The 25,722-nt window shown below is 68.5% G+C and carries 26 protein-coding genes; 6 read left to right on the top strand and 20 right to left on the bottom strand.

The window, feature by feature from the left end; all coding sequences use genetic code 11:
* Window positions 1-6: 6 nt before the first annotated feature.
* The gene (gene rfbB / locus DIE02_RS11380; RefSeq protein ID WP_124529011.1) at window positions 7-1,068 is read right to left on the bottom strand and encodes a dTDP-glucose 4,6-dehydratase; all 1,062 of its coding nucleotides are present in this window, start codon (window positions 1,066-1,068) and stop codon (window positions 7-9) included.
* A gap of 342 nt (window positions 1,069-1,410) precedes the next feature.
* Here rfbB and DIE02_RS11375 point away from each other — a divergent pair, with 342 nt between their 5' ends.
* Window positions 1,411-2,250, top strand: coding sequence for a symmetrical bis(5'-nucleosyl)-tetraphosphatase (locus tag DIE02_RS11375; protein ID WP_124529009.1), 840 nt, complete (start codon window positions 1,411-1,413; stop codon window positions 2,248-2,250).
* Between the two features lie 33 nt (window positions 2,251-2,283).
* Here the strand turns inward: DIE02_RS11375 and DIE02_RS11370 are convergent, their stop codons facing one another.
* The 8 genes from DIE02_RS11370 to DIE02_RS11335 form a co-directional block, all read right to left on the bottom strand.
* The gene (locus tag DIE02_RS11370; RefSeq protein ID WP_124488744.1) at window positions 2,284-3,141 is read right to left on the bottom strand and encodes a 1-acyl-sn-glycerol-3-phosphate acyltransferase; all 858 of its coding nucleotides are present in this window, start codon (window positions 3,139-3,141) and stop codon (window positions 2,284-2,286) included.
* A 19-nt stretch (window positions 3,142-3,160) separates the two neighbouring features.
* Window positions 3,161-4,447 carry a dihydroorotase gene (locus DIE02_RS11365; RefSeq protein WP_124523356.1) on the bottom strand — a complete coding sequence of 429 codons (1,287 nt, stop codon included), beginning with the start codon at window positions 4,445-4,447 and terminating at the stop codon, window positions 3,161-3,163.
* Window positions 4,448-4,499: 52 nt separating this feature from the next.
* Window positions 4,500-5,531 carry an aspartate carbamoyltransferase catalytic subunit gene (locus DIE02_RS11360; RefSeq protein WP_044846292.1) on the bottom strand — a complete coding sequence of 344 codons (1,032 nt, stop codon included), beginning with the start codon at window positions 5,529-5,531 and terminating at the stop codon, window positions 4,500-4,502.
* Between the two features lie 74 nt (window positions 5,532-5,605).
* Complete coding sequence (pyrR, locus tag DIE02_RS11355; RefSeq protein ID WP_059538920.1) at window positions 5,606-6,121, bottom strand: bifunctional pyr operon transcriptional regulator/uracil phosphoribosyltransferase PyrR; 516 nt, start codon at window positions 6,119-6,121, stop codon at window positions 5,606-5,608.
* Window positions 6,108-6,557, bottom strand: a complete 450-nt coding sequence (gene ruvX / locus DIE02_RS11350; protein WP_124488742.1) for a Holliday junction resolvase RuvX — start codon at window positions 6,555-6,557, stop codon at window positions 6,108-6,110. The genes pyrR and ruvX overlap by 14 nt, the downstream gene beginning before the upstream one ends.
* Window positions 6,554-7,132, bottom strand: coding sequence for a YqgE/AlgH family protein (locus DIE02_RS11345; protein WP_044846295.1), 579 nt, complete (start codon window positions 7,130-7,132; stop codon window positions 6,554-6,556). The genes ruvX and DIE02_RS11345 overlap by 4 nt, the downstream gene beginning before the upstream one ends.
* Before the next feature lie 182 nt (window positions 7,133-7,314).
* The gene (locus DIE02_RS11340; RefSeq protein WP_124529007.1) at window positions 7,315-8,616 is read right to left on the bottom strand and encodes a hypothetical protein; all 1,302 of its coding nucleotides are present in this window, start codon (window positions 8,614-8,616) and stop codon (window positions 7,315-7,317) included.
* A gap of 104 nt (window positions 8,617-8,720) precedes the next feature.
* On the bottom strand, window positions 8,721-8,891 hold the full coding sequence (locus DIE02_RS11335) for a rubredoxin (RefSeq protein ID WP_004186709.1): 171 nt from the start codon (window positions 8,889-8,891) through the stop codon (window positions 8,721-8,723).
* 255 nt (window positions 8,892-9,146) lie between these two features.
* On the opposite strand from DIE02_RS11335, the gene DIE02_RS11330 reads away from it, so the two are divergent.
* On the top strand, window positions 9,147-10,013 hold the full coding sequence (locus DIE02_RS11330) for a hydroxymethylpyrimidine/phosphomethylpyrimidine kinase (RefSeq protein ID WP_044846297.1): 867 nt from the start codon (window positions 9,147-9,149) through the stop codon (window positions 10,011-10,013).
* A gap of 184 nt (window positions 10,014-10,197) precedes the next feature.
* On the opposite strand, the gene groL is transcribed toward DIE02_RS11330, so the two are convergent.
* The 11 genes from groL to DIE02_RS11270 form a co-directional block, all read right to left on the bottom strand.
* Entirely contained in the window at window positions 10,198-11,838 is a 1,641-nt protein-coding gene (gene groL, locus DIE02_RS11325; protein ID WP_044846298.1) for a chaperonin GroEL, read from the bottom strand.
* A gap of 46 nt (window positions 11,839-11,884) precedes the next feature.
* Complete coding sequence (gene groES, locus DIE02_RS11320) at window positions 11,885-12,178, bottom strand: co-chaperone GroES (protein WP_014897904.1); 294 nt, start codon at window positions 12,176-12,178, stop codon at window positions 11,885-11,887.
* A gap of 373 nt (window positions 12,179-12,551) precedes the next feature.
* Window positions 12,552-13,061 carry an SRPBCC family protein gene (locus tag DIE02_RS11315; RefSeq protein WP_124488740.1) on the bottom strand — a complete coding sequence of 170 codons (510 nt, stop codon included), beginning with the start codon at window positions 13,059-13,061 and terminating at the stop codon, window positions 12,552-12,554.
* Between the two features lie 33 nt (window positions 13,062-13,094).
* Window positions 13,095-13,727 (bottom strand): DUF1571 domain-containing protein, encoded by a 633-nt coding sequence (locus DIE02_RS11310; protein ID WP_124522837.1) that lies wholly within the window; start codon window positions 13,725-13,727, stop codon window positions 13,095-13,097.
* On the bottom strand, window positions 13,724-14,137 hold the full coding sequence (locus DIE02_RS11305; RefSeq protein ID WP_124488738.1) for a quinol oxidase: 414 nt from the start codon (window positions 14,135-14,137) through the stop codon (window positions 13,724-13,726). The genes DIE02_RS11310 and DIE02_RS11305 overlap by 4 nt, the downstream gene beginning before the upstream one ends.
* 28 nt (window positions 14,138-14,165) lie before the next feature.
* Complete coding sequence (locus tag DIE02_RS11300; protein ID WP_409364363.1) at window positions 14,166-14,951, bottom strand: anti-sigma factor family protein; 786 nt, start codon at window positions 14,949-14,951, stop codon at window positions 14,166-14,168.
* Window positions 14,951-15,466, bottom strand: a complete 516-nt coding sequence (locus tag DIE02_RS11295) for a sigma-70 family RNA polymerase sigma factor (protein WP_044846302.1) — start codon at window positions 15,464-15,466, stop codon at window positions 14,951-14,953. The genes DIE02_RS11300 and DIE02_RS11295 overlap by 1 nt, the downstream gene beginning before the upstream one ends.
* Before the next feature lie 46 nt (window positions 15,467-15,512).
* Window positions 15,513-15,872: a hypothetical protein gene (locus DIE02_RS11290; RefSeq protein WP_124488735.1), complete on the bottom strand. Its 360-nt coding sequence runs from the start codon at window positions 15,870-15,872 to the stop codon at window positions 15,513-15,515.
* Between the two features lie 278 nt (window positions 15,873-16,150).
* Window positions 16,151-18,238 (bottom strand): hypothetical protein, encoded by a 2,088-nt coding sequence (locus DIE02_RS11285; RefSeq protein WP_124529003.1) that lies wholly within the window; start codon window positions 18,236-18,238, stop codon window positions 16,151-16,153.
* Window positions 18,239-18,717: 479 nt separating this feature from the next.
* On the bottom strand, window positions 18,718-19,962 hold the full coding sequence (locus DIE02_RS11275) for an FAD-binding oxidoreductase (protein ID WP_124529001.1): 1,245 nt from the start codon (window positions 19,960-19,962) through the stop codon (window positions 18,718-18,720).
* Window positions 19,963-20,029: 67 nt separating this feature from the next.
* Window positions 20,030-20,809, bottom strand: coding sequence for an ABC transporter substrate-binding protein (locus DIE02_RS11270; RefSeq protein WP_124522832.1), 780 nt, complete (start codon window positions 20,807-20,809; stop codon window positions 20,030-20,032).
* A 380-nt stretch (window positions 20,810-21,189) separates the two neighbouring features.
* Here DIE02_RS11270 and DIE02_RS11265 point away from each other — a divergent pair, with 380 nt between their 5' ends.
* The 4 genes from DIE02_RS11265 (at window position 21,190) to DIE02_RS11250 (ending at window position 25,503) form a co-directional block, all read left to right on the top strand.
* Window positions 21,190-22,152, top strand: a complete 963-nt coding sequence (locus DIE02_RS11265; protein WP_044844133.1) for an ornithine cyclodeaminase family protein — start codon at window positions 21,190-21,192, stop codon at window positions 22,150-22,152.
* Window positions 22,149-22,943: a transcriptional regulator gene (locus tag DIE02_RS11260; RefSeq protein WP_124529000.1), complete on the top strand. Its 795-nt coding sequence runs from the start codon at window positions 22,149-22,151 to the stop codon at window positions 22,941-22,943. Before DIE02_RS11265 ends, DIE02_RS11260 begins: the two co-directional genes overlap by 4 nt.
* 259 nt (window positions 22,944-23,202) lie before the next feature.
* Window positions 23,203-23,937 (top strand): DsbA family oxidoreductase, encoded by a 735-nt coding sequence (locus DIE02_RS11255; RefSeq protein ID WP_124522828.1) that lies wholly within the window; start codon window positions 23,203-23,205, stop codon window positions 23,935-23,937.
* Between the two features lie 126 nt (window positions 23,938-24,063).
* Window positions 24,064-25,503, top strand: coding sequence for a DHA2 family efflux MFS transporter permease subunit (locus tag DIE02_RS11250; RefSeq protein ID WP_124488729.1), 1,440 nt, complete (start codon window positions 24,064-24,066; stop codon window positions 25,501-25,503).
* Window positions 25,504-25,722: the final 219 nt, after the last annotated feature.

Raw genomic sequence — 25,722 nt, 5'->3', positions numbered from 1 at the left:
TTCCCCTTACGCGCGTTCCGCGTAGTTGGTTTCAACCCACTTGAGGTATTCGCCCGAGGCCACCTCGTCGACCCATACCTGGTTGTCGAGATACCAGCGCACCGTCTTCGCGAGACCGGTCTCGAACGTCTCGGCGGGCTTCCAGCCGAGATCGCGCTCGAGCTTGCGCGCATCGATCGCATAACGACGATCATGGCCGGGACGGTCCGTCACGTAGGTGATCTGATCACGGTACGAACCGGTTGCCTTCGGACGCGCCTGATCGAGCAAATCGCACAGCGTATGCACGACCTCGAGGTTCTTCTTCTCGTTCCAGCCGCCGACGTTGTACGTCTCGCCGGGCTCGCCGCGCGCGAGCACTTCACGAATCGCGCTGCAGTGGTCGCCGACATACAGCCAGTCGCGCACGTTCTGCCCGTCGCCGTAGACGGGCAGCGGCTTGCCGGCGAGCGCATTGGCAATCATCAGCGGAATGAGTTTCTCGGGGAACTGGTACGGGCCGTAATTGTTCGAGCAGTTCGTGGTGAGCGTGGGCAGGCCGTACGTATGATGATAGGCGCGCACAAGATGATCGGAGCCGGCCTTGGTCGCCGAATAAGGACTGTTCGGCGCATACGGCGTGGTTTCCGAGAACTGCGGATCAGTCGCCGACAACGAGCCGAACACTTCATCCGTCGATACGTGCAGAAAACGAAAGGCCAATTTGTCCGCTTCGCCGAGGCCGTTCCAGTATGTCCGTGCGGCTTCGAGCAGCGTGAACGTGCCCACCACATTGGCCTGAACAAAATCCGCCGGCCCGTGAATCGAGCGATCGACGTGGCTTTCCGCAGCGAAATGCAGGACTGCGCGAGGCTTGTGGTGCGCGAACAGCGCATCGAGTGCTGCCCGGTCGCAAATATCGGCCCGTACGAACACGTGTTCCGGGTTCCCGTCCAGCGACTGCAGCGTGCGACGATTGCCGGCGTAGGTCAACTTGTCGACATTGAGCACGGCCTCGTCGGATTGACGCAGCCAGTCGAGTACAAAATTGGCGCCGATAAAACCCGCGCCCCCCGTCACCAGGATCATGAGGCTCCCTCTAGTCATACACGGCAGGCCTCAAGTACGAGCCGCCATCATTTCGAACAGCGACGGCATCGATGTACGCGTCGCTCAAGGCGGGAATTCTAACTTCTCACCGTGACCGTCAAAGTCATGAAATGCTAATTCTGTCGAGGAAGCCGCAATTATAGGAAGCAAGCCTCCGCAAAAGCCACGCTGCTAACAACTTGAAACAGTGGTCCGCATCGGCAGAACGCATGAAATTATGTTTTAAATCAATACGTTAAACTGGCACAATATTGTGCATGGGCGCGCTTCCGCAGTGCGCCTTTTCCCATCCAGTGTCAAGACCTGTAACAACTGCCTCTCATGACCCGCCCCCCCATCGCCATCGGCGACATCCAAGGCTGTCATTCAGCTTTCCAGTCGCTGTCCGAAAAGCTTTCAGCCCCCGCCGACACCCCGCTATGGATCGCCGGCGACATCGTCAACCGCGGCCCCGACTCCCTTGCCGCGCTGCGCGCGCTGGTCGACCTCGGCCCGCGCGCGACCGTCGTGCTCGGCAACCACGACCTCCATCTGCTCGCGGTGTCAGCCGGCATCCGCACCGAACGCCCGGGCGACACGATCGGCGAAATCCTCGACGCACCCGACGCCGACGCGCTGCTGGACTGGGTCCGCCACCGCCCGTTCGCGCACTTCGAAAACGACATGCTGCTCGTGCACGCGGGCGTACTGCCGCAATGGGACACATCGCTCGCGCTCGAACTCGCTGACGAACTCCAGCGCGCACTGCGCGCCCCCGACTGGCGCGACACGCTTCAAGGCCTGTACGGCAACGAACCGAATCAATGGAGTCCGAACCTGAAAAAACGCGACCGGATGCGCGTCGCGTTCAACGCGTTCACGCGCTTGCGGTTCTGCACGCCCGATGGCGCGATGGAGTTCAAGGCGAACGGCGGCCCCGACAGCGCGCCACCGGGCTACCTGCCGTGGTTCGACGTACCGGCGCGCCGCACCGAAAACGTAACGGTCGTGTTCGGGCACTGGGCCGCGCTCGGCCTGATGCTGCGCGACAACGTCGTCGCGCTCGATTCGGGGTGCGTATGGGGAAATCAGCTGTCGGCCGTGCGACTGACGGCCGACCCGGCACAGCGTACGGTCACGCAGGTGCAGTGCGACGCGTGCCGCACGCCGGGCGGCGAATGACCCGCACGCGCGGCGTGCGGGCGGAATGAAGCATCACCCCTCCCGCCCCGGCACCGGCTCCTCGGCCGCCGCCTCACCCGCCGCACCGCCACCGAGCTCGGTCGCCGGATATGCATGCTTCTGCAGCTCCGCGAGCGACTCGGCCGACGGCTTGCCGACCTTCTCCTGCAACGTCGCCAGCGCGGCGGCGATCGCATCGCGGGCCGCCGCCGACGTCGTGCGCCGATCACCGCCCGGCGCGATTGGCTCGCACACGTAGAGATGCGCGACGAGCGGGCCGCCGCGCAGCACCATGTCGAGCGACGTCCCGAGCGACAGTTCGCCCGTATAGGCCGGCGCGACCGACTGCCGCCGCTGCGCGTCCTCGTACATGAGGCAGATCGGCTGCACCGCGCAGCCGGCCGACACCGCGGCCTGAAACAGGTTCGCGTGGAACGGCAGCAGCGCCTGCCCGTCCGACGTCGTGCCCTCCGGAAACACACACATCACACCGCCGTTGCGCAACCGGTCGGCCATCTCGTGCATGACCCGCATCGCCTCGGTGCGCTTCTCGCGCTGCAGGAACACGGTGTCGAGCTTCTCCGCCAGCCAGCCGACCACCGGCCATTGCCGCACCTCGGCCTTCGACACGAACGGCGTCGGCCGCCACGCGTTGACGGTGTAGATGTCCAGCCACGACACGTGGTTGCCGACGACGAGCGCCCCCGCGTCGAGACGCGCCCCGTCGTTGTGGACGACGAGGCGCATCCCGCAGATCCGCAGCAGCTTGAGCGACCAGCGGCGCGTGAGTTCGAGGCGCCGCGCGGGGCCGACATGCGAAAAGCGCAGCGCGACGATCGCCATGCCGCGCAGCAGGTGAAAGACGAGACGCAGCTTGCGAAGAGCGGTCATGGCGAAGATCCGGCTGGGTTCAGTGACGCTCGAACGCGACCTGCCCCGCCACGAGCGTCGCACGCACGCAGGCCGGCAGTTCGTAGCCGAGGAACGGCGAGTTGTGGCCCTGGCTCTTCAGCACGCGCGGCTCGACGCGCCAGTGCGCGCGCGGGTCGAACACGCACAGGTCGGCCGCGCCGCCTTCGGCCAGGCGGCCCGCCGGCAACTGCAGCACGTCGGCCGGCGCGGCCGTGATGCGGCGCAGCGCCTGCGCGAGCGGCGTGTTCGTTTCATCGGCCCACTTCACCGTGAGCGACAGCAGCAGTTCGAGCCCCGTCGCGCCCGGCGTCGCTTCGGCGAACGGCAGCAGCTTCTCGTCGTCGTCGACCGGCGTGTGATCGGAGCAGATCGCATCGATCGTGCCGTCGGCGAGCGCCGCGCGGATCGCTTCGCGATCGCGCTCGCCGCGCAGCGGCGGATCGAGCCGGAACTGCGAATCGAAGTAGCCGATGTCGACGTCGATCAGATGCAGGTGGTTCACGCCGACGTCGCACGTCACGGGCAGCCCCTCGGCCTTCGCCGCGCGCACGAGCGCCAGGCCGGCCGCCGACGACAGGCGGGCGAGGTGCACGCGCGCGCCCGTCACGCGCATCAGTTCGAAGATCGTGTGCAGCGCGATTGTCTCGGCCGCGACCGGCACGCCGGACAGCCCGAGCCGCGACGCGAGCGCGCCGCTCGCGGCGACGCCGCCGCGGCCGATGAACGCGTCGAGCGGTCGCAGCCACGTCGTGTAACCGTAGGTGCTCGCGTATTGCAGCGCGCGCAGCAGCACCTGCGTGTCGCGCACCGGCACGTTCGCATGCGTGAAGCCGACGCAGCCCGATTCGGTCAGCGCGACCATCTCGGTGATCACTTCGCCCTTGAGGCCGACGGTGAGCGCGCCGAGCGGATGGACGTTCGCCTGGTGCAGGTTGCGGGCACGGAACTTGAGCATCTCGACGAGGCCCGGCTCGTCGAGCACGGGGTCGGTGTCCGGCGGGCACACGAGGGTCGTCACGCCGCCCGCGACGGCCGCGGCCATCTCGGACGCGAGCGTCGCCTTGTGCTCGTAGCCGGGCTCGCGCAGCCGCGCGCACAGGTCGACGAGACCGGGCGCGACGATCAGGCCCGACGCGTCGATCGTCTTGTCCGCGTCGAAACCGGCCGGCGCCGTACCTGCTGCCGCGAGCGCGGCGATCTTGCCGTCCGCGACGAATACGTCGGCCTGCCGCTCGGTGCCGGCGACCGGGTCGATCAGCGTGCCGCCTTTGATATGAATCTTCATGCGCTGTCTGTAAATGCGTTGATTGCGTGAATAAGGATGCGCGAAAGCGGGCTCAGTCGCTGTTGCCGGCGACGATGCCCATCACCGCCATCCGCACGGCGATGCCGAACGTGACCTGGTTGAGGATCACCGACTGCGGGCCGTCGGCGACCTGCGAGTCGATCTCGACGCCGCGGTTCATCGGGCCCGGGTGCATCACGATCGCGTCGGGTGCGGCGAGCGCGAGGCGCTCGGGCGTCAGGCCCCACGTCTTGAAGTATTCCTGCGCGGACGGCAGCAGCGCGCCGCTCATCCGCTCGTTCTGCAGGCGCAGCATGATGATCACGTCGACGCCCTTCAGGCCTTCGTCGAGGTTGTGGAACACCTTCACGCCCATCTGCTCGAGGCCGCCCGGCAGCAGCGTGCGCGGGCCGATCGCGCGCACTTCCGGCACGCCGAGCGTGGTGAGTGCGTGGATGTCCGAGCGCGCGACGCGCGAATGCAGGATGTCGCCGACGATCGCCACGCGCAGCTTCGTGAAGTCGCGCTTGTAGTGACGGATCGTGTACATGTCGAGCAGGCCCTGCGTCGGGTGCGCGTGCCGGCCGTCGCCCGCGTTGATCACGTGCACGTGCGGCGCGCAGTGCTCGGCGATCAGGTACGGCGCGCCGCTCGACGCATGGCGCACGACGAACAGGTCGGCATGCATCGCCGACAGGTTGTTGATCGTGTCGAGCAGCGACTCGCCCTTGCTCGTCGACGACGCGTTGATGTTCAGGTTCAGCACGTCGGCCGACAGGCGCGTCGCGGCGATCTCGAAGGTCGTGCGCGTGCGCGTCGAGTTCTCGAAGAACAGGTTGAACACCGACTTGCCGCGCAGGAGCGGCACCTTCTTCACCTCGCGGTCCGTCACGCTGACGAACTGCTCGGCCGTGTCGAGGATGTGGTTGACGATCGAGCGCGGCAGGCCCTCGATCGACAGCAGGTGTTTCAACTCGCCGTTTTTCGTGAGCTGCGGGTTGCCCTTCAGGAAACCGTAGCGGAACCGCTCGGGGCTCGCGGCCGCGGCGGGATTGCCGGTGCGGCCAGTGGTGTCGGTGGTCATGGTGTGCGTGATTCCAACTATGCAAACGGGCCGCGGTACGAACCGGCGGCCCGGGATACGGTTGCGCGGTTCGCTCAGGCGCCGTGGGCCTCGATACGCAGCGTGAGCTGCGCGGCTTCGTCGCGCGCGAGCACGAGCGTCGCATCGGCCGGCACGTCGAGGGTGCCGCCCGCGAAACGCGCGGCGACCGGCAGTTCGCGGCCGCCGCGATCGGCGAGCACCGCAAGCTCGACCGCGGCCGGACGGCCGTAGTCGAACAGTTCGTTGAGCGCGGCGCGCACGGTGCGGCCGGTGTACAGCACGTCGTCGACGAGCACGATGCGCGCGCCGTCGACCTCGAACGGCAGCGACGTGGGGCTCGCCTGGCTGTGCAGCCCCTTCTTCGCGTAGTCGTCGCGATGCAGCGCGACGTTCACGACGCCGAATCCCGGCGCGCCGAGATCGCGCGCGAGGCGCTCGGCGAGCCAGGCGCCGCCGCTGTGAATGCCGGCGAGCCGCGGGCCGCCCGGCTCGGCGAAGGCCGTGCCGTATGCGTCGCGGATCTGGTCGAGCAGGACGCGGTAGAGCGCGTCGGCATCAATGGTGCTCATGGTCGGACAATTGATCGAGATACTGTTGAAGGATCACGCGCGCGGCCTCGGCATCGAGTATCTCGGCGCGTGCGCGCCCGCGCACGTTGCGCTCGCGCAGCCCGGCCTCGGCCTCGACCGACGAGTAGCGTTCGTCGACCCACGTGACGGGCAGCCCGAAGCGGCCGTTCAGCTGGTTGCCGAAGCGCTTCGCCTGCTGCGTCATGTCGTGCGGCGTGCCGTCCGGATGCATCGGCAGGCCGACGACGAGCGCGTCCGGCCGCCATTCGGCCAGCAGTTCGCCGACCGCCTTGAAGCGGTGCTCGCGGTTCAGGTTGGGAATCACGACGAGGGCGCGGGCCGAGCGCGTCAGCGCATTGCCGATCGCGACGCCGATCCGCTTCTCGCCGTAATCGAACGCCAGGAGCGTCGCATCGCGCGCGCTCGCGCCGCTCATGCGTGCCCTGCTTCGCCGGACAGCATCGACGAGCTGACGCCGAGCAGGCCAAGTGCGGCTTCGAAACGCTCCTCGGCCGGCGTGTCGAACACGATGCGCGGATCGGCGGCGACCGTCAGCCAGCCGTTGCGGGAAATTTCTTCCTCGAGCTGCCCGGCGCCCCAGCCGGCATGGCCGAGCGTCAGCAGGAAGCGCTTCGGGCCGGTGCCCGTCGCGACCGCCTCGAGCACGTCCTTCGACGTCGTCATCTCGAGCCCGCCCTCGACCGACATGGACGAGTTGTAGTTCGCGCCCTCGACCGGCTCGTGCAGCACGAAGCCGCGCTCGGTCTGGACCGGGCCGCCGAAGTACACGGGAATGTGCAGCAGCGGCTCGATGTCGAGCTTCAGGTCGATGCGGCTGAACAGCGATTCGAGGTCGATGTCGGTGGGCCGATTGATGACGAGGCCGAGCGCACCGCGCTCGCTGTGATCGCAAAGATAGACCACCGTTCCTGAAAACGTCGGATCCGCCATGTTCGGCATGGCGATCAGGAACTGGTTGGTGAGATTGATGCGATCGGAAGGCTTTGACATGGTTTGAATTTTAGCAAAGACGCCGCGGCCTGACCGGGCCGCGATCAACAAGCAACGCCGCACGACGCTGGCAACGACGCGCGCGGATCACACGGCACTCTAACACGCGCGCGGGCGCTGTCGGCAGCGTGTTGCCGGCCCGCGTGGCAAGGGCTGCCGCCGCGGTCGCGCCCCGTTGCGCGTCAGCTCCGGGCAAGCGCCGCGCCGAGCGCCTCGGACGCCGCGGTCAGGTCCGGCGGCGCCACCCCCGCTGCGATCTTCAGCAGCGCGCCGCGCAGCAGGTCGGATGCCCGGCCGTGCGCGTCGAGCCCGCCGTCGGCGAGCGGCAGGCCGTGTGCGGCACGGCGCCACGCGAGCCCGAGCGTGTCGGCCAGCAGCGCCGCGTGACCGAGCCCGAGCGCGCATGCGGCCGTACCGACCCGGTAGGCGGCCGCGGACGCGCGCCATGCGGCCCCCGCATCGGCGGTGGCCGCATCGACGGCCAGATCGGTCATCGACGCGTCGGCCGTCTGCAGGAAATCCTCATACGCATGCGCATTGACGGTCACGACGCCGAGCATGCGGGTGGGCGCCGCCGCGACCGCCTCATGCTCGGCCTGCGCCGCGCCGGCTTCCCACAGCGCCTCGGACGCGGGCGTGCCGGCGACGTGCCAGTCCACGGTCAGCCCATAGTCGTGCAGCACGTCGACGAGCGCGACGTCTTCCGCGGCCGCGCCGAACAGCGCGAAATCGCGCCACAGCAACGCAACCGTCTCGCGCACGAGCGCCGGCGGCGCGCGGCGCCTGCCCTGCGCGTGCTCGCCGAGCAGCAGGTTGGTCCGTGCGAGGAAACGCTTCAGTTCGGGCGCGGCGCTCGCGCGCAGCGCGCGCAGGCACGCGGCGGCGAGCCGCCAGAAGTCGTACGGCGCGTCGTCGGCCAGCGCGGTCAGGGTCGTGTCGAGCTCGTCGAGCGCCGCGTCCGGCGTGCCGTGCGGCGCGCGCAGCACGCCGAGCAGCGCCTGCTCGTAACGGGCCCGCGCGCGGCTCGCGAATGCGTCGGGCAACGCGCGCAGCGTCGCCGGCGGCGTCGCGCGCCCGACGAGTGCCAGCGTGTCGAGCGGCACGCTCGCGTGCAGGTCGGCCGAGCTTTGCGCACGCAGCGCACGGAAATGGTCGAACAGGACGGGCGAGCAGGCCAGCTCGCGCAGATTGTGGCGCCCGACCGCCGCGCTGAAATCGCGCAACGCGAGGCGCCAGGCGGCGCAAGCCGGTTCGGCGGCGACCAGCGGCGCCGCGGCGGCGAGTTGCCCCGCGAATCGGGCGGCCGGCAGCCAGCCGGCCTCCGCCAGCACGGCGGCAGCGGCCGACAGCGGCGCGGCCGCGTCGTCGCGACGCTCGAATGCGTCGGCGGCCGCCGCGAGCCACGCGTCGGCCGCGCGCACGGCCCCGCCGCGCGGGTTGGGTAATGCGTCAGGGTGGGGAACGTTCGCCGGATCGGCCGTCATGGACACGCGCGCCTGTCATCGTCAAGTCGCTCGCGCCGGCCTCGGCGCGCAAGCACCGGGCAACCGCGAGGCCGCAGCCGGGTGTCCGTTGGCCAAGGGTCCGGTCAGATCTGGACCATCTCGAAGTCTTCCTTGCGAGCGCCGCATTCGGGGCACGTCCAGTTGATCGGGACGTCTTCCCAGCGCGTGCCCGGGGCGATGCCCTCTTCGGGCAGCCCGGCTTCTTCGTCATAAATCCAGCCACAAATCAGGCACATCCAGCTCTTGTATTCCATCTTAAGCCGCGTCGGGAAAAGTCGGTAAATTCGGGAGCCATGATGGTACCGTGTCGGGGCCGGACTGCCTAGCAATCGCGCTGGAGTACGGCGACTACGTTGCGCTGCGCTAAAAAATCCGTCGTGCGGGCCGGATTCCGCCGCATAATGGCTGGAAAGTGCGGCCTGCCGGGCAACACAGGGCCCAAAACGCCCACTTCGCCTCGCCGTCCGCAGTTCCGTCGCTTCCCCGTTTTTTTCTTGCCCCATTTTTACATGTCCAGCAACGCCCCTCCGATCGTCCTCACCTTCGGCCTGTCCGATCCCACCGGCGGCTCCGGCCTCCAAGCCGATCTGATGACACTGGCGAGCATGGGCTGCCACGGCGTGTCCGTCCTGACGGGCTATACCGTGCGCGACTCGGCCGCCTGCGACGAAGTGACCGGTCTCGATCCCGATGTCGTCGCCGCCCAGGCGCGCATGCTGCTCGAGGACATGCCGGTCGCCGCGTTCAAGATCGGCGCGGCGACGCGCGCGGAAGTCGTGAGCGCGATCGCCGAAGTGGTCGCCGACTACGACGGCGTGCCGCTCGTGCTCGCGCCGGACTTCACGCTCGACGACGAGCACGTGCTCGCCGCCGACGACCTGCGCGAATCGATCGCCGACCTGCTCGCGCCGCAGACGACGCTGCTGGTCGCCGACCACGCGACGCTGATCGCGCTCGCGCAGCCGGACGGCGATGCCGAGGCGCCGAATCTCGACGCGGCCGTGTCGCACCTGCTGTCGCAGGGCTGCGAGTACATCCTGTCGTCGGAAACGGGCTCGCACCGGCTCGTCAACACGCTGTACGGCGAGGAAGGCCAGCTTCGCGAAGACATGTGGGATCGCTCGCCGCACCGGTTGATGGGCATCACCGATACGCTCGGCGCGGCGATCGCGGCCCTGCTCGCGAATGGCCAGGAGCCGCCCGAAGCGGTGCGCGAGGCGCAGGAATACCTGTACCAGGCCGTGCGCGACGCGTTCCGGCCCGGCATGGGCGCGTACCTGCCCGACCGGTTCTTCTGGGCCCGCAGCAACGATGAGGAAGGCGGACGCCCGGTGACGGAAAGCAGCAAAACCTCCCCGCGGATCGCCCGGCATTGAACCCGCACGGCGGCCCTGCGCCGCCGTTGCACGCGGCTCACCCTCGCGCGGGGGCGGCAGGTCCGCCCCCGAATGTCCGCCTCTTTTTGCGCGCACATAAAAAAAGACCCGCATCGCTGCGGGTCTTTTTCTTTGGCTGGAACGCGCATCGCTGCGCGCCCCGGACACCATCGACCGAAGTCGATTACATGTCCATGCCCATGCCGCCCATGCCGCCCGGCATGCCGCCCGGCATCGGTGCGTCTTCCTTCGGCAGTTCTGCGACAGCTGCGTCCGTCGTCAGCAGCAGGCCTGCAACCGAAGCTGCGTTCTGCAGCGCGGTGCGCGTGACCTTGGTCGGGTCGACGACGCCGGCTTCAACCATGTCGACGTACTCGCCCGTTGCTGCGTTGTAGCCGTAGTTGCCCGTGCCTGCAGCCACTGCCGCCACCACGACGCTCGCTTCTTCGCCGCCGTTCGTGACGATCTGGCGCAGCGGCTCTTCCATTGCGCGCAGCACGATCTTGATGCCGGCGTTCTGGTCGGCGTTCGCGCCGGTCAGGCCTGCGATCGCGGTGCGAGCGCGGATCAGCGCAACGCCGCCGCCTGCCACGATGCCTTCTTCCACAGCTGCGCGCGTTGCGTGCAGTGCGTCTTCGACACGTGCCTTCTTTTCCTTCATTTCGACTTCGGTCGCAGCACCGACCTTGATCACTGCCACGCCGCCGGCCAGCTTGGCCACGCGCTCTTGCAGCTTTTCACGGTCGTAGTCCGACGTCGCTTCTTCGATTTGCGTGCGAACTTGCTTGACGCGCGCTTCGATGTTCACGGCTTCGCCTGCGCCGTCGATGATCGTCGTGTTTTCCTTGCCCACTTCGATGCGCTTCGCCTGGCCCAGTTCTGCCAGCGTTGCCTTCTCGAGCGTCAGGCCGGTTTCTTCCGCGACGACTTGACCGCCGGTCAGGATCGCGATGTCTTCCAGCATCGCCTTGCGACGATCGCCGAAGCCCGGCGCCTTGACCGCAACGGTCTTCAGGATGCCGCGGATGTTGTTGACGACCAGCGTTGCGAGCGCTTCGCCTTCGACGTCTTCAGCGATGATCAGCAGCGGACGGCCAGCCTTCGCGACTTGCTCGAGCACCGGCAGCAGATCACGGATGTTCGACACCTTCTTGTCGTGCAGCAGCACGAACGGGTTGTCGAGGACGGCGACTTGCTTGTCCGGGTTGTTGATGAAGTACGGCGACAGGTAGCCGCGGTCGAACTGCATGCCTTCGACGACGTCGAGTTCGTCAGCCAGCGACTTGCCGTCTTCGACGGTGATCACGCCTTCCTTGCCGACCTTGTCCATCGCTTCAGCGATGCGATCGCCGATCGACGTGTCGCTGTTCGCCGAGATCGAGCCGACCTGTGCGATTTCCTTGTTCGTCGTGCACGGCTTGCTGATCTTCTTCAGCTCTTCGACAGCCGCTGCGACTGCCTTGTCGATGCCGCGCTTCAGGTCCATCGGGTTCATGCCCGATGCGACGTACTTCATGCCTTCGCGAACGATCGATTGCGCGAGGACGGTTGCCGTCGTCGTGCCGTCGCCTGCGTTGTCGCTGGTCTTGGAAGCGACTTCCTTGACCATTTGCGCGCCCATGTTCTGGAGCTTGTCCTTCAGCTCGATTTCCTTCGCGACCGACACACCGTCCTTGGTGACCGTCGGGCCGCCGAAGCTGCGCTCGAGCACGACGTTGCGGCCCTTCGGACCCAGCGTGACCTTGACTGCGTTGGCGAGAATGTTCACGCCTTCGACCATCTTCGAACGGGCGGAATCGCCGAATACGACGTCTTTAGCTGCCATCTTCTAACTCCTTGAATTCTTGGGAATATGTACCGTCGGTGGACGCTTACTGCGCGTTGACCACGGCCATGATGTCTTCTTCGCGCATGACCAGCAGTTCCTGGCCGTCGACCTTGACGGTCTGACCAGCGTACTTGCCGAACAGCACGCGATCGCCGACCTTCACGTCGAGCGCGATCGCCGCGCCCTTGTCGTCGCGCTTGCCCGGGCCGACCGCGAGGATCTCGCCTTGATCCGGCTTCTCAGCAGCAGCTTCGGGGATCACGATGCCCGAGGCGGTCTTGGTTTCCTGATCCAGGCGCTTGACGATCACGCGATCGTGCAAAGGACGAAGGTTCATATTCACTCCTCTCTTGACTGAGATTGAAGAACGCTTAGGGAATCTGCCCGGCGGGTCGCCCGGCAGAGAATTGTTAGCACTCTCGTGCAGCGAGTGCTAATTATATGGACGGGTTTTGACAAATTCAAGAAGGGGAGCGGGAGGTTTTTTCGTGCGGGGCGGAACGGCGAGAAAACGGGGATTAATCAAAAAAGATCATTCAAAACAATCACATACACATCAACCCCGCACACCGGGAGCGGACGGGGATACGGGATATCCCGACCATCGCCCCAATTTGACACGGGGCAGGCACCGAGTTCCCGCGGTCGTCCGGTATCGCATGAAAAGGGCCGCTCGGACGCCAACGAGGCCGGGACAGACCGCGAGATCGTCACATGTCAGGACAGCCGGCGACCGGCTGGAACGTCCGGCCGTCGGTCTCGACCGTCGCGCCCAGCCGGCGCGCGAGCCCTTTTGCGCCTTCGCGCATCACGACATCGTGATTCCAGGCGAACAGCGGGCGCGCGACCGGCTCCAGCCAGTTCATCCAGCGCTCGCGCGTGCGGATGTGCCAGTCGTAGCGCACGACGGTGCGCGTGCCGTCGCCGGCGAACGACCAGCAGCCGTCGCCTTCGATCGCGCCGCTCGCGCGGCCTTCGAGCGCATGCAGCCGCTCGACGCGCAGCACGCGCATGTCGAAGGTCAGCCGGTACGGCAACGCGCCTTTCCACGTGTAGCGCTGCAGCGCGCCGACGCCGCGCGCATCGCCGGGTTCGATCTCGACGGTCCGCACGGCGCTCTTCCACCAGTCGGGCCAGCGATCGACCTGGTAGATCGCGTCCCAGACCGCCGCGAGCGGCGCGTCCACGCGCCACGTCGTCGAAAACCGGTATTCCGCCATGCTGCCTCCGGCATGAGTCGTCGGGATCAGGAATCAGGGGGAGAAAAAGCGGGCGGGAAACGCGACGTCGATCTCGACGTCGTCGAGCGTGACCGTCTCGAGCGGCGCGCCGTCGTCGTCCGCGAAGCTGACCACCTTCAGCGGAAAGCCGTCCTCGGTGTCCAGCCACAGACGATAGCGATGCACGCCGTCGACCACGTGCGCGGGCGCGCCCGTCACCGACACGCGCAGCGTGGTGCGGCCGCCGACGGTTTCCTGGCCCTCCGTCACCGTCGCACCGCCCTGCTGCAGCGCATGCACGTTGCGCAGCAGCACGCCGACGTCCGACCGGTCGACGCGATGGCCGCTGCGATTGCGCAGGAGCGGATTGGACGGCGACAGCGTCAACGCGGGCAGCGCATGCTCGCCGAACGGGCGCAGCCGGACCTTGCCGTCGCCGGGATCGTACGCGAGCACCGCGCCGTGATGCGGCGACACGAAGTCCATCCGGACGAAACCGGGTTTCAGGTACGCATAGTGGAATTCGGCGTGCTCGCCGCTTCGCGCCGACGAGCGGATCGTCGCGCGGTACGAGTGGACCTGGTCGAAATGCGTCTGCGCGACGGTCACGGGATCGGCTGTCATGCTCGCTCCTATCAGGCTCGCGGCCAGCAACGCGGCGATCACGGCGCCGCCTCGACGTCGAGCACGCCTTCCATTCCGCGCTCGCGATGACTGCGCAAGAACAGCAGCCGATGCGTGCAATAGTAGGCGAAGCGGCCGGGCGTCGTCGGCGTGAAGCGCAACGTGCGCGGCGTCGTGCCGAGTTCGGTGCGCACCGCGATGCCGGCCTGCGGCGCGTCGATCGCGAAACTGTGCGGCACGACGCCCGGTTCGGCCGATACGGTCAGCTCCACCGGCACGTGCGCGCGGACGATCACGTGGTTCGGGCGAAAGAAATAGCTGCCGCCGACGATCGCCACCCGCTGCACGCCGTCGGCGTCGACCGGCACGCGCACCGGGGCATCGCCGTCCGCCCGCGCGAGCCCGGCGCATGCCGCGAGCGCCACCGTCACCATCGCCACCTTCGCGTTCATCATTGGCTCCCTGCCGATACCGCGTGCATCATCCCTTCCACGCGTCGGTCGGCCCGCCGAGCGCGCCGCATGCCTCGATCGCGAGTTCGCGCAGGCGTCGTTCGTCGGCGCGCCCGGAGAGCGCAAAACCCATGCCGCGATCCGACCAGAAATACGTATGGCGGCCGTCGGCCGACATCGCCTGGGGCGCGAAACGCCGCGCGTCGTAGGCCGTCATGTAGAGCGTCACGCGCTTGCCGTCCGCGCGCTGGTACATGAGTTGCGCCGCCGGCCCCGCGTCGCCCGGCAGCAGCCGGCCGCCCAGCAATGCATAGCCGTATTCGTCGAGCGACGGCGCGCGCACGGGCCGCCCGAGACGCGCGGACAACCACGCGGCAAGACGCGCCGGATCGCGTGCGTCGACCTCGACCGGATGCTCCCGCTCGGCCGCGTACACGGCGTAAGCGACGTCCGCGCGTGCGGCGAATGCCGGCTCCGCGCCGAACGTCGTCCAGCCCGCGTGCAGCGCGATGCCGATCACCAGCCCGGCCGCCAGCCCCGCGAACGCATAGGCAAGGCCACGCCAGCGCGGCGCGCGCCGCTGCACGAACAGCGCGGGTGCGGCAGCCGGCAGCGGGAACAGCGCGTGCAACGCATCGCGCTGCGCGCCGTAATGCGCGAACCGGTCGGCCTCCCGCGAATCGGACCGCAGCCGCTCGAGCACCTCGCGGCGCTCCTGCCCGGACAGCTCGCCGTCGAGCAGCGCCGACAGCAGCTGGGCCGACACGGCATCGTCCCGATCGTTCGAAGGTTTGCGCGGATCGTCGTCGTCCATCATGTCTTCCCGATCACCCGTAACGCGGCCGCGCCGTGCGCCGGCGGCTCGCCGGACAACAGCGCACGCATCTGTTCACGCGCCCGTGACAGCCGCGACATCACAGTCCCCACCGGCACGCCGAGCACCTGTGCGGCGTCGCGGTAACTCAGCTCCTCGAGCGCCACCAGCAGCAGCACCTCGCGCTGCTCGACCGGCAGCCGGTACAGCGCGCGCTGCACGTCGCGCAGCAGCAGGCCGCCGATCTCGTCGTTCGGCGCGGCCATCGTCTGCCACGGCGCGGTCGCATCGTCGACCGCGATCTCGCGCCGCGCGCGCAACTGGTCGATGAAGCGGTGGCGCAGCAGCGTCAGCAGCCACGCGCGCAGGTTGCCGCCGTCACGCGGCGGCCGGTTCAGCGCGCGTTCCAGCGTGTCCTGCACGAGATCGTCCGCCCAGGCCCGATCGCCCGTCAGCGCGCGCGCATAACGGGTGAGATGCGGCAGCCACACCAGCAGGTCCGATTCGTAGCTCATCCGGATGCCTTGCGCGTCGCCGCGCCGTCAGCCCGTCAGTCCGTTCTCATGGGCGCGCGACGTGCCACATGCCGCCGACGCCGTCACCGCCCGCGTCACCGGCCTTGTGGTCCATCTTCCAGCGGTACAGCGGACGGCCGCGGTACGCCCATTGCTTCTTGCCGTCGTCGCGCGTGACGAGGCTCAGTGCGCCCGACGCCTTGTCGTATCCGTCGGCGAGCGCAGGCGGCCAGTTGGCCGCGCAGGTGCCGGTGCACGTGCTCTTGCCCGGCGCGTCGTGATCGAACACGTACAGCGTCATGTGATCTTCGTCGACCAGTTTCCCGTCACCGGCCTGCGGCGGCTCGGCGGCCGCGGGCCGCACGATCGCGGCCATCAGCGCGATGGCGAACAGCATCGTCTTCATTCCCGTTCTCCTTGGCATGGCATCGCGGCACGGCGGCGCCGGACGGGACGTCGACTACGTCATGACCATTATCCCGCTGTCCGGCTGCGCCGCGACTCGGTAAGTAAACGGACGAATCCGGCCGGTTATTCCATTCCGCCCCGCAATTCAGTGCCATTCCTCCCATGAGACAGACCGGGAGCCCCCAAAAAAAACGCGGCATGACATTGCTGTCATGCCGCGTTGTGCGACCCGTTGCGCGCGGCAGGCGATGAACCGTCGCCGCGCGCGCCGGCCGGTTACCTCGGCAATGCGCCCGTCACCGCCTGCAGCAGCGTCGACACCGGTGCGAGCGGATTGTTCGCCGAGTTGTTGCCCGAGTGCGGCGTGACCGACAGGCTCGGCGTGGAACCCAGCGCCGTGCCCAGCGTCGTGCCGGCCGCATTGACGACCGTCGCCGTCGCGTTGCCGCCCGTCGACAGCAGCGAACCGGCTGCCCCCGCCGTGCTGCCCGCCGCGCTCGCGCCCGAGCCGAGCAGGCTGCCGCCCGCTGCAGCCGTCGAACCGGCCGCGCCCGACAACGCGCCGGCCGCCTGCCCGAGGGCCGCCGGACCGTTCGCCAGGGCACCCGTCACCGAACCGAGCGCACCGGTCAGCGCGGCGGCCGGGTTGCTGCCGCCGGTCAGGCCGCTGACGAGGTTCGTGATCGGCGCGATCGGGCTGCTGCCGCCTGCGCCCGACAGGGTGCCGACGACCTGGTTCACGACGCCCTGCACCGGCGCCAGCGGGTTCGTGCCGCCGAGGCTGCCGAGTGCGCCCGTCACCGAACTGACCGCGTTGCTCAGTGCGCCGGCCGGGTTGCTGCCGCCGAGCGTACCGACCACCTGGTTCACGACGCCCTGTACCGGGGCCAGCGGGTTCGTGCCGCCGAGGTTGCCGAGTGCGCCCGTCACCGAGCTGACCGCGTTGCCCAGTGCGCCGGCCGGGTTGCTGCCGCCGAGCGTGCCGACGACCTGGTTCACGACGCCCTGTAGCGGCGCCAGCGGGTTCGTGCCGCCGAGGTTGCCGAGTGCGCCCGTGACCGAGTTGACCGCGTTGCCCAGTGCGCCGGCCGGGTTGCCGCCCGTCGGCAGCGCGTTTTGCAGGCCGCTGACGAGGTTCGTGATCGGCGCGATCGGGCTGCCGCCGCCGGCGCCCGATAGCGTGCCGACGACCTGGTTCACGACGCCTTGTACCGGCGCCAGCGGGTTCGTGCCGCCGAGGCTGCCGAGCGCGCCCGTCACCGAGTTCACAGCGTCCGTCAGTGCGCTGGCCGGGTTGCCATTGCCGAGCGTGCCGGCGAGTTGCGTGACGGCGCCTTGCACCGGGGCCAACGGGCTCGACGCGCCACCGATGTTGCCGAGCGTACCCGTGATCGTATTGACCGCGTTGCTCAGCGCACCAGCCGGATTGCCGCTGCCCAGCGTGCCCGTGACCTGGTCGACGACGTTCTGGATCGGCGCCAGCGGGTTCGTGCCGCCAACGTTGCCGAGTGCACCCGTCACCGTGCCGAGGGCGCCGGTCAGTGCGCCGGCCGGGTTGCCACCGCCGACGTTGCCGAGCGCACCCGTCACCGTGCCGAGGGCGCCGGTCAGCGCGCCGGCCGGGTTGCCGCCGCCGACGTTGCCGAGTGCACCCGTCACCGTGCCGAGAGCACCGGTCAGTGCGCCGGCCGGGTTGCCGCCGCCGACGTTGCCGAGCGCACCCGTCACCGTGCCGAGGGCGCCGGTCAGTGCGCCGGCCGGGTTGCCGCCGCCGACGCTGCCGAGCGCACCCGTCACCGTGCCGAGGGCGCCGGTCAGCGCGCCGGCCGGGTTGCCACCACCGAGCGCCCCCGTCACTTGATTGACGACACCTTGAACCGGCGCCAGCGGATTCGCACCGCCGCCGACGTTACCCAGCCCGCCCGTCACCGTGCCGACCGCATTGCTCAACGTCCCCGTCGCCGTATTCAGCGCGCCGCTCAACGCACCGGCCGGGTTGCCGCCACCGAGCGCTCCCGTCACCTGGTTCACCACGCCTTGTACCGGCGCGAGGGGCGTCACCGCGCCGCCACCGCCGCCGAGCGCGCCCTGCAGCGCGTTCACCGCGCCCGACAACGCCTGCGCCGGATTGCCCAGCGACGTCTGAATCGCGCCGGCCCCACCCGTCGCAACGGTGACCGAACCCAGCGGCGACGTGCCGGTCGCGGCCAGCCCGATCGATACGCTGTTGGTCGGCGGATTCACGACGACTTGCGGAATCGGCAGCGCATCGAGCGGCCCGGCGACAGCCGAACCGGAAACCAGTACCCCGAACACCGTCGTGACCGACAGCGCCACACCCGTCAATTTAAAGTTTTGTCTCATCCTTACCCCATCTCGTTGGCACTACGTTGATAAAGCATGGGGATCGATTGCACGAAGTGTGCCATCCGGATAAAACGGATTGATTCGTTGGCCTATTGCAAGCCAATAACGGTTTTATATGGATTTCCGGGTAAATAAACGGGTCGCGCAGCCGCAATCATCTGACGATAAATGTGTCGGGAGCGCGGATGTAACGTAACGTTTGCGAGGCCGGAAGTAACGTGTTCCGGTACATCCCGGGTCACATCGGAACGTCCGTTGCGAAACGTCGCCGGATGGCCCGGACGGACCGCCTGCTTCGCATTTCATCTTCATGAAATTTCATTAATAAATCGCGTGTTTTCTGTTTTGCTTATTTCGCGATTTCTTTCCGGTCAATTGCGCAGATCATTTCCGGCTGCAAGACTTCACTCAATACGGACAGCCGAATGAAAAACTGTGACGGCCGCACACGCGGCGGCCGTCGTATCGCAACGGGTTCAGTCGAAGCGCGCGGGCCGGTACGGATGGGGATCGATGAAGGTCGGCGCGCCCGTCATCATCTCAGCGAGCAGACGCCCGGTCGCGGGGCCGAGCGTGAGCCCGTGGTGACAGTGGCCGAACGCGAACCACAGATGACGATGGCGCGGCGCAGGCCCGATCACGGGCCGCATGTCGGGCGTGCACGGCCGCATCCCGAGCCACGGCGCCGGATCGAGCCGCTCGCCGATGCCGAACGCGTCGCGCGCCAGCGGCTCTGCACGTGCGAGCTGCACGCCGGTCGGCGGCGCGCCGCGCAACGCGATCTCGACGCCGGTCGTGAGCCGCAGGCGGCCGCCTTCCATCGGCGCGACGACGAAACCCTCCTCGGTATCGCACACGGGCACGTTCAGCGGCGCGCGGGTCGGCCGGTAATGCATGTGATAGCCGCGCTTCGCGCGCAGCGGAATCCGGTAGCCGAGCGGCGCGAACACGTGATCGGACCACGGCCCGAGCGCAACCACGGCCGAACGGGCCGCAATCGGCCCGTGCTCGGTATCGACCTGCCAGCCGTCGCGCACCTGCGCGAGCGTCGTCGCGTCGCCGCGTACGAACGTGCCGCCGTCGAGCTCGAACAGCCGCGCGTACGCCTTCGTGAGGCCGCCGGGGCTCGACACCGTCTTCGGGTCCTGCCAGTGGAATGCGCCGCAGAACGCGTCGCCGATGCCGGGCTCGCGTTCGCGCAACGCGCGCGCGTCGAGCACACTCATCCGCAACCCGTGCGCGTCGGCCACCCGCTGCTGCGCGCGCGTTTCCGCGTCGAACAGCGCGGGCGAACGGAACGCCTCGATCCACCCGCCGTCATGCACGAGCGGCTGCGCGTCGGTGCGCGCGAGCAGCGCGTCGTGCTCGACGACGCTCGCCGCGACGAGCGGCAGCATGTCGCGTGCGGCGGCCGCGAGCCGCTGCGGCGACGATTCGCGCCAGAAACGCGCAAGCCAGCCCGCATACGCGGGCAATGCTTTGTAGTCCCAATAGAGATCGACCGAGCGGTTGCGTGCGTAGCGCAGCAGCGTGCCGAGCCGGCGCGGGAACGCGTACGGCACGACCGACGAGCGCTCGATCAGCCCCGCATTGCCGTGGCTCGTTTCCTCGCCGGGCGCGCGCCGGTCGACGAGCGCGACACGCAGCCCGCGATCCTGCAGATGCAGCGCCGACGACACGCCGACGATGCCGGCCCCCAGAACGATGACGTCGAAATCCATGCTTCCCCGTACTGCGTCGAGATTCGGTGCGACGCGCGCCGGCACCGCGGCCGGCGCGCGGCCTGGCTTACTTCGCGACGATGTCGCGCTTGAAATACTTCTGCGACAGCGCGCTCAGCGTGCCGTCCTTCTTCAGCGCGTCGAGCGCGCCGACGATCTTCGCCTGCAGCGCCTTGTCGCCCTTGCGCAACCCGAAGCCGGTGCCTTCGCCGAGCGTCGCGGGATCCTTCAGCGGCTCGCCGACGATCTGGTAGTCGCGGCCGGCCGGCTTGTCGAGGAAACCGTCCTGCGCGGTCTGCGCTTCCTGCACGGCCGCGTCGAGACGACCGGCGACGAGATCGGCATAGATCTGGTCCTGGTCCTGATACGACACGACGTCCACGCCCGCATTGGCCCAGTGCGCCTTCAGGAAATCCTCCTGCGACGAGCCCTGCAGCACGCCGACGTGCTTGCCGCGCAGGCTCGCGGCATCGGGCCGCAGCGGCGAGCCGCGGTGCGCGACCATCACGATCGGCACCACGTAGATCGCCGGCGTGAAATCGATGCTCTGCTTGCGCTTCGCGGTGATGTTCATCGCCGAATTGATCGCGTCGAACTTGCGCGCCTGCAGCGCCGGGATCAGCCCGTCGAACGCATTCTCGACCCACACGCACTTCATGTTCAGCTTCGCGCAGACGGCATTGCCGACGTCGACGTCGAAACCCTGCAACTGGCCGGCCGGCGTCTTGCTCTCGAACGGCGGATAGGCGGCTTCGATCCCGAAGCGCAGCGTGGTCTGTTCCGCGTGGGCGGTGACGGCCGCGCACGCAAGCGCCGCGACGGCGCAGAGGGAAAGCTTCCAGTTCATGACGATGTCCTTCGATTCCGAATTGAGGCGATGAAGACCGTTCGCGCGACGCCGTCGCCGGGCGCCGGATCGGCATGCGATGCATGCCGGCCGCCGGGCGGCAACATGCCGGTCCGCATGTGAAATATAGACTCTTAGTCTACTATAGACTATAGGGGATACGATAATCGCGGCCTCGCTGCTGCCCATCGAGATTCCGTCGATTACGCAAAATGCCTTTGATTCATCGATGTTTTTTCGACTGACAGCGGCTCGGGCCTGTCCTGAAAAGAAAAATTCACCCGACTTCTTTTGTCTATATTAGACTTTTAATCCATCACGAACACCGCCGGACGCCCGCTTTCGAGACTGTCCTGTCCGGCCCCGACCGGAGAAGTTCCATGACGCAACCCGCCCCGACCCTGCCGCTGACCGTCGACGAAGCCGCGGTGCGCGCGGCGCTGCCGTCGCTCGACGTGCTCGGCACGCTGCGCCGCATGTTCGCGTCGCTCGCATCGGCCCGCGCGGTGCAGCCGCCGCAAACCCTCACGCTGTTCCCCGAGCAGGCCGGCGATTTCATCACGTATCTCGGCGCGCTCGCCGACGAGCAAGTGTTCGGCGCGAAACTGTCGCCGTACGTCGTGACGGGCGGCAAACCGATCGTCACGGCGTGGACCGCGCTGATGTCGATGCGTACCGGCCAGCCGCTGATGTGGTGCGACGCGGGGCTGCTGACGGTCGAGCGCACGGCCGGCACGACGGCGCTCGCGGTCGACTGCCTCGCGCCGCGCGATGCGCGCCGGCTCGCCGTGATCGGCGCGGGCGCGGTGGGCCTCGCACATCTGCGCCATACGGCGGCATTGCGCGACTGGGCATCGATCAGCGTCCATTCGCCCGCGCTCGCCGGCGACCCGGCGCTGCAGGCGACGCTCGCGCGGATCGATCCGCGCGCCCGTGCGGCCGCCAGCGTCGAGGCGTGCGTGCGCGACGCGGACGTCGTGATGCTGTGCACGTCGTCGGGCACGCCGGTGCTCGCCGACGGCATGCTCACGCGCCCCGCGCTCGTCACCTCGATCAGCACCAACGTCGCGCGCGCGCACGAGATCCCGCCCGCATGGTTGCCCGACATGGACGTGTACTGCGACTACCGGCACACGACGCCCGCGAGCGCGGGCGAGATGCAGATCGCGGCGGCCGGGCACGGCTGGACGCCGGAGCGGATCGTCGGCGACCTGCCCGCGCTCGTCGCAGGCACCTGCGCGGCGCCGTCGCGCACGCGTCACGCGTTCTTCCGCTCGATCGGCCTCGGGCTCGAGGACATCGCGATCGCACACGCGCTGTACATGCATCTGACGCGCGCATGAGCGGCACGCGCACGCGGGGCCGATACAATGGCGCAACCGCCGCGGCGGCAGCGCGGGGGCGCACGGGCGAGCCGGTCGACGGCACGCCGGCGCGCCGTGCCGACGCACCGCCCGGCCCCCGCTCACCCGAGATGGCGATTCCGATGCGCAAGAAGCAATCCCCCGTCAAAGACCTGCTGCTCACCCGCTACGCACCGATCGCCGACGGCATCGCGGCGCTGTTCTTCCCGTACGCGGAAGTCGTGATCCACGACCTGCACGACCAGACCGTGCTGTACCTCGCGAACAACCTGTCGAAGCGCGAGGTCGGCGACGATTCGGCGCTCGAGGAAATCGATCATTCGGCGCGCGAGCGCGTGATCGGCCCGTACGAGAAACTGAACTGGGACGGCCGGCGGATGCGTTGCGTGAGCAACGTGCTGTTCGACGACGAAGGCCGGCCGGCCGGGATGATGTGCATCAACTTCAACATCGCGGTGTTCGACGACGTCCGCGCGACGCTCGACGTGTTCATCAAGGGCGCGGGCATCGTCGCGCAACCGGACGAGCTGTTCCGCGACGACTGGCAGGAGCGCATCAACACGTTCCTGCACGGCTGGCTGCGCGAGCGGCAGGTCGGCCTGAACGGCCTCACGCGCGAGCACCGGCGCGAACTCGTCGAGGCGCTTTATGCGGAAGGCGCGTTCCGCGGCAAGAGCGCCGCGAACTACGTCGCGAACGTGCTCGGGATGGGGCGCGCGACCGTCTACAAGCACCTGAAGCATCTGAAGGAAACGCAGGGCGACGTGTGAGCGACATGTGCTGCGGGCGTGGTCGCTTGGTCGCTTGGTCGCTTGGTCGCCAAGCTTGCCGCCTTCACCGTTCACAATCACTGACATCGGCCCCGCTACCGGTTCGCGCGGTCCGTGACTATGCTTCGTGATACGTCAGGGGCCGGCCCGTTCCACGCGGGCCAGCCCACGGCGAAGCATCGAAGCGTCGAAGCGTCGAAGCGTCGAAGCACAAAATGCTATAGTCCCGGTTACATTTATTTGCCGCCCCGGACCGCCCATGACGACCACCCCCGCCCCGACTGCCCGCCCGATCCTGACCGTCGAAATCTGGTCCGACCTGATCTGCCCGTGGTGCTGGATCGGCAAGCGCCGCTTCGACGAGGCGCTCGCCGCATTCGCGCACGCGGAGCACGTCGACGTCGCGTTGCGTGCGTACCGGCTGATGCCGGGCCAGCCGGTCGAACCGGTGGAGGCGATGCTCGCGGGCAAGTACCGGATGTCGCCCGCGCAGGTCGACCAGATGTTGCGCCAGGTGACCGACGCGGCAGCGAGCGTCGGGCTGAGCTACGACCTGCCCGGCACGTTCGTCGGCGACACGCTCGACGGCCATCGGCTCGTGAAGCTCGCGGAAGCCACCGGCCGCGCCCATGCGCTGACCGAGCGCCTGTACCGCGCCTATTTCTGCGAGCACGGCTCGCTGTTCGACCATGCGGCGCTGATCGACTTCGCGGTCGAAGCGGGGCTCGAGCGCTCGGCCGTCGAAGCCGTGCTGCGCAGCGATGCATACCGTGACGAAGTCGAGGCCGACATCGCGCGCGCCGCGCAGATCGGCGGACGCGGCGTGCCGCTGTTCGTGTTCGGCGGCCGCTACGCGGTATCGGGTGCGCAGCCGGCCGACGTGTTCGCGCAGGCGCTCGAGCAGGCATGGCGCGACGGCGCCATCGTCGAATTCGCCGGCGACGCCGCCGCCGCTTGCGGCCCCGACGGCTGCGAACTCCCGCCGCGCGGATAACGTCCGGCGCCGCGCGACACGCGCTGCCGCTACGCGTCGCTCCTGCCACAAACCGGCAGGAAGCGCACGCGAACGACGTCTACAATTCAGCCTTTCAAATAACTATCAGAGAGAAGGCTGCCAGCCATGACCCACGGGATCCACGGCGAGAAGCGCTGGTACGCGCTGATCGTCCTCTGCCTCGGCGTGCTGATGATCGTGCTCGACAGCACGATCGTAAACGTTGCACTGCCGTCGATCAGCACCGACCTCCATTTCACCGAGACGGCCCTCGTGTGGGTCGTCAACGCCTACCTGCTGACGTTCGGCGGCTGCCTGCTGCTCGGCGGCCGGCTCGGCGACCTGTACGGGCAGCGGCGCATGTTCCTCGCCGGCCTCGTCGTGTTCACGCTCGCGTCGCTCGCCTGCGGCCTCGCGCAATCGCAGACGATGCTGATCGCCGCGCGCGCGGTGCAGGGCTTCGGCGGCGCGATCGTGTCGGCCGTGTCGCTGTCGCTGATCATGAACCTGTTCACCGAGCCGGGCGAACGGGCGCGCGCGATGGGCGTCTACGGTTTCGTCTGCGCGGGCGGCGGCAGCATCGGCGTGCTGCTCGGCGGGCTCTTGACGAGCACGCTGTCGTGGCACTGGATCTTCCTCGTCAACCTGCCGATCGGCATCGCCGTCTATGCGATGTGCGTCGCGCTGCTGCCGCGCCTGCGCGCGCCGGCCGGCGCCGCGCGGCTCGACGTCGCGGGCGCGATCACCGTGACCGCGTCGCTGATGCTCGCGGTCTACGGGATCGTCGGCGGCAACGAGGCCGGCTGGCTGTCTACGCAAACAGTCGTGCTGATCGGCGCGGCCGTCGTGCTGCTCGCGCTGTTCGTCGCGATCGAGGCGCGCGTCGCGCATCCGCTGATGCCGCTCACGCTGTTCGCCGCGCGCAACGTCGCGCTCGCGAACGTGATCGGCGTGCTGTGGGCGGCCGCGATGTTCGCGTGGTTCTTCCTGTCCGCGCTCTACATGCAGCGCGTGCTCGGCTACGGACCGCTGCAGGTCGGGCTCGCGTTCCTGCCGGCGAACCTGATCATGGCCGCGTTCTCGCTCGGGCTGTCGGCGCGGATCGTGATGCGTTTCGGCATCCGCGGCCCGATCGCCGCCGGCCTGCTGATCGCGGCGTGCGGCCTCGCGCTGTTCGCGCGCGCGCCGGCCGACGGCAGCTTCGTCTGGCACGTGCTGCCGGGCATGACGCTGCTCGGCATCGGCGCGGGCGTCGCGTTCAATCCGGTGCTGCTCGCCGCGATGAGCGACGTCGATCCGGCCGATTCGGGGCTCGCGTCGGGCATCGTCAACACCGCGTTCATGATGGGCGGGGCGCTCGGCCTCGCCGTGCTCGCGAGCCTCGCGGCCGCGCGCACCGATGCGCTCGCGGCGGCACACGCCTCGCCGCTCGACGCGCTGAACGGCGGCTACCACGCCGCGTTCGCCGTCGGCGCCGCATTTGCGGCCGCGGCCGGGCTGCTCGGTCTCGCGCTGCGCATCCGCCGCCAGGACGCCGTTGCGGGCGCCGGCCCCGCGATGCATTGACGGCCGTCCGGCCTGAATCGGGGAGAGTTCCGCCCCGCCGCACCCGATGGCCCGCCATCGGCGTCGCAACCCGGCAACGCCGGCACGCCACCCCGCCCGGCCCGGCGCCTGTTCAAACGTTCGTTTGACCCGCCGGGAACGGCCCGTCCGGCGGGCCTTCCCGGCCGATTTTTAACGTAGTCGTACACCGAAGCGCCACTTTTGCGACAATGGCGGACT

The sequence above is a fragment of the Burkholderia sp. Bp8991 genome (assembly GCF_003853795.1).
Classification (GTDB): Bacteria; Pseudomonadota; Gammaproteobacteria; order Burkholderiales; family Burkholderiaceae; genus Burkholderia.
This window is presented reverse-complemented; position numbering and strand designations above follow the sequence as displayed.

What these genes read in the sequence shown, in the direction of transcription:
- rfbB (WP_124529011.1), bottom strand. Translation starts at nt 1,068, where the DNA reads ATGATCCTGGTGACGGGGGGCGCGGGTTTTATCGGCGCCAATTTTGTA.
- DIE02_RS11375 (WP_124529009.1), top strand. Translation starts at nt 1,411, where the DNA reads ATGACCCGCCCCCCCATCGCCATCGGCGACATCCAAGGCTGTCATTCA.
- DIE02_RS11370 (WP_124488744.1), bottom strand. Translation starts at nt 3,141, where the DNA reads ATGACCGCTCTTCGCAAGCTGCGTCTCGTCTTTCACCTGCTGCGCGGC.
- DIE02_RS11365 (WP_124523356.1), bottom strand. Translation starts at nt 4,447, where the DNA reads ATGAAGATTCATATCAAAGGCGGCACGCTGATCGACCCGGTCGCCGGC.
- DIE02_RS11360 (WP_044846292.1), bottom strand. Translation starts at nt 5,531, where the DNA reads ATGACCACCGACACCACTGGCCGCACCGGCAATCCCGCCGCGGCCGCG.
- pyrR (WP_059538920.1), bottom strand. Translation starts at nt 6,121, where the DNA reads ATGAGCACCATTGATGCCGACGCGCTCTACCGCGTCCTGCTCGACCAG.
- ruvX (WP_124488742.1), bottom strand. Translation starts at nt 6,557, where the DNA reads ATGAGCGGCGCGAGCGCGCGCGATGCGACGCTCCTGGCGTTCGATTAC.
- DIE02_RS11345 (WP_044846295.1), bottom strand. Translation starts at nt 7,132, where the DNA reads ATGTCAAAGCCTTCCGATCGCATCAATCTCACCAACCAGTTCCTGATC.
- DIE02_RS11340 (WP_124529007.1), bottom strand. Translation starts at nt 8,616, where the DNA reads ATGACGGCCGATCCGGCGAACGTTCCCCACCCTGACGCATTACCCAAC.
- DIE02_RS11335 (WP_004186709.1), bottom strand. Translation starts at nt 8,891, where the DNA reads ATGGAATACAAGAGCTGGATGTGCCTGATTTGTGGCTGGATTTATGAC.
- DIE02_RS11330 (WP_044846297.1), top strand. Translation starts at nt 9,147, where the DNA reads ATGTCCAGCAACGCCCCTCCGATCGTCCTCACCTTCGGCCTGTCCGAT.
- groL (WP_044846298.1), bottom strand. Translation starts at nt 11,838, where the DNA reads ATGGCAGCTAAAGACGTCGTATTCGGCGATTCCGCCCGTTCGAAGATG.
- groES (WP_014897904.1), bottom strand. Translation starts at nt 12,178, where the DNA reads ATGAACCTTCGTCCTTTGCACGATCGCGTGATCGTCAAGCGCCTGGAT.
- DIE02_RS11315 (WP_124488740.1), bottom strand. Translation starts at nt 13,061, where the DNA reads ATGGCGGAATACCGGTTTTCGACGACGTGGCGCGTGGACGCGCCGCTC.
- DIE02_RS11305 (WP_124488738.1), bottom strand. Translation starts at nt 14,137, where the DNA reads ATGAACGCGAAGGTGGCGATGGTGACGGTGGCGCTCGCGGCATGCGCC.
- DIE02_RS11300 (WP_409364363.1), bottom strand. Translation starts at nt 14,951, where the DNA reads ATGGACGACGACGATCCGCGCAAACCTTCGAACGATCGGGACGATGCC.
- DIE02_RS11295 (WP_044846302.1), bottom strand. Translation starts at nt 15,466, where the DNA reads ATGAGCTACGAATCGGACCTGCTGGTGTGGCTGCCGCATCTCACCCGT.
- DIE02_RS11290 (WP_124488735.1), bottom strand. Translation starts at nt 15,872, where the DNA reads ATGAAGACGATGCTGTTCGCCATCGCGCTGATGGCCGCGATCGTGCGG.
- DIE02_RS11285 (WP_124529003.1), bottom strand. Translation starts at nt 18,238, where the DNA reads ATGAGACAAAACTTTAAATTGACGGGTGTGGCGCTGTCGGTCACGACG.
- DIE02_RS11275 (WP_124529001.1), bottom strand. Translation starts at nt 19,962, where the DNA reads ATGGATTTCGACGTCATCGTTCTGGGGGCCGGCATCGTCGGCGTGTCG.
- DIE02_RS11270 (WP_124522832.1), bottom strand. Translation starts at nt 20,809, where the DNA reads ATGAACTGGAAGCTTTCCCTCTGCGCCGTCGCGGCGCTTGCGTGCGCG.
- DIE02_RS11265 (WP_044844133.1), top strand. Translation starts at nt 21,190, where the DNA reads ATGACGCAACCCGCCCCGACCCTGCCGCTGACCGTCGACGAAGCCGCG.
- DIE02_RS11260 (WP_124529000.1), top strand. Translation starts at nt 22,149, where the DNA reads ATGAGCGGCACGCGCACGCGGGGCCGATACAATGGCGCAACCGCCGCG.
- DIE02_RS11255 (WP_124522828.1), top strand. Translation starts at nt 23,203, where the DNA reads ATGACGACCACCCCCGCCCCGACTGCCCGCCCGATCCTGACCGTCGAA.
- DIE02_RS11250 (WP_124488729.1), top strand. Translation starts at nt 24,064, where the DNA reads ATGACCCACGGGATCCACGGCGAGAAGCGCTGGTACGCGCTGATCGTC.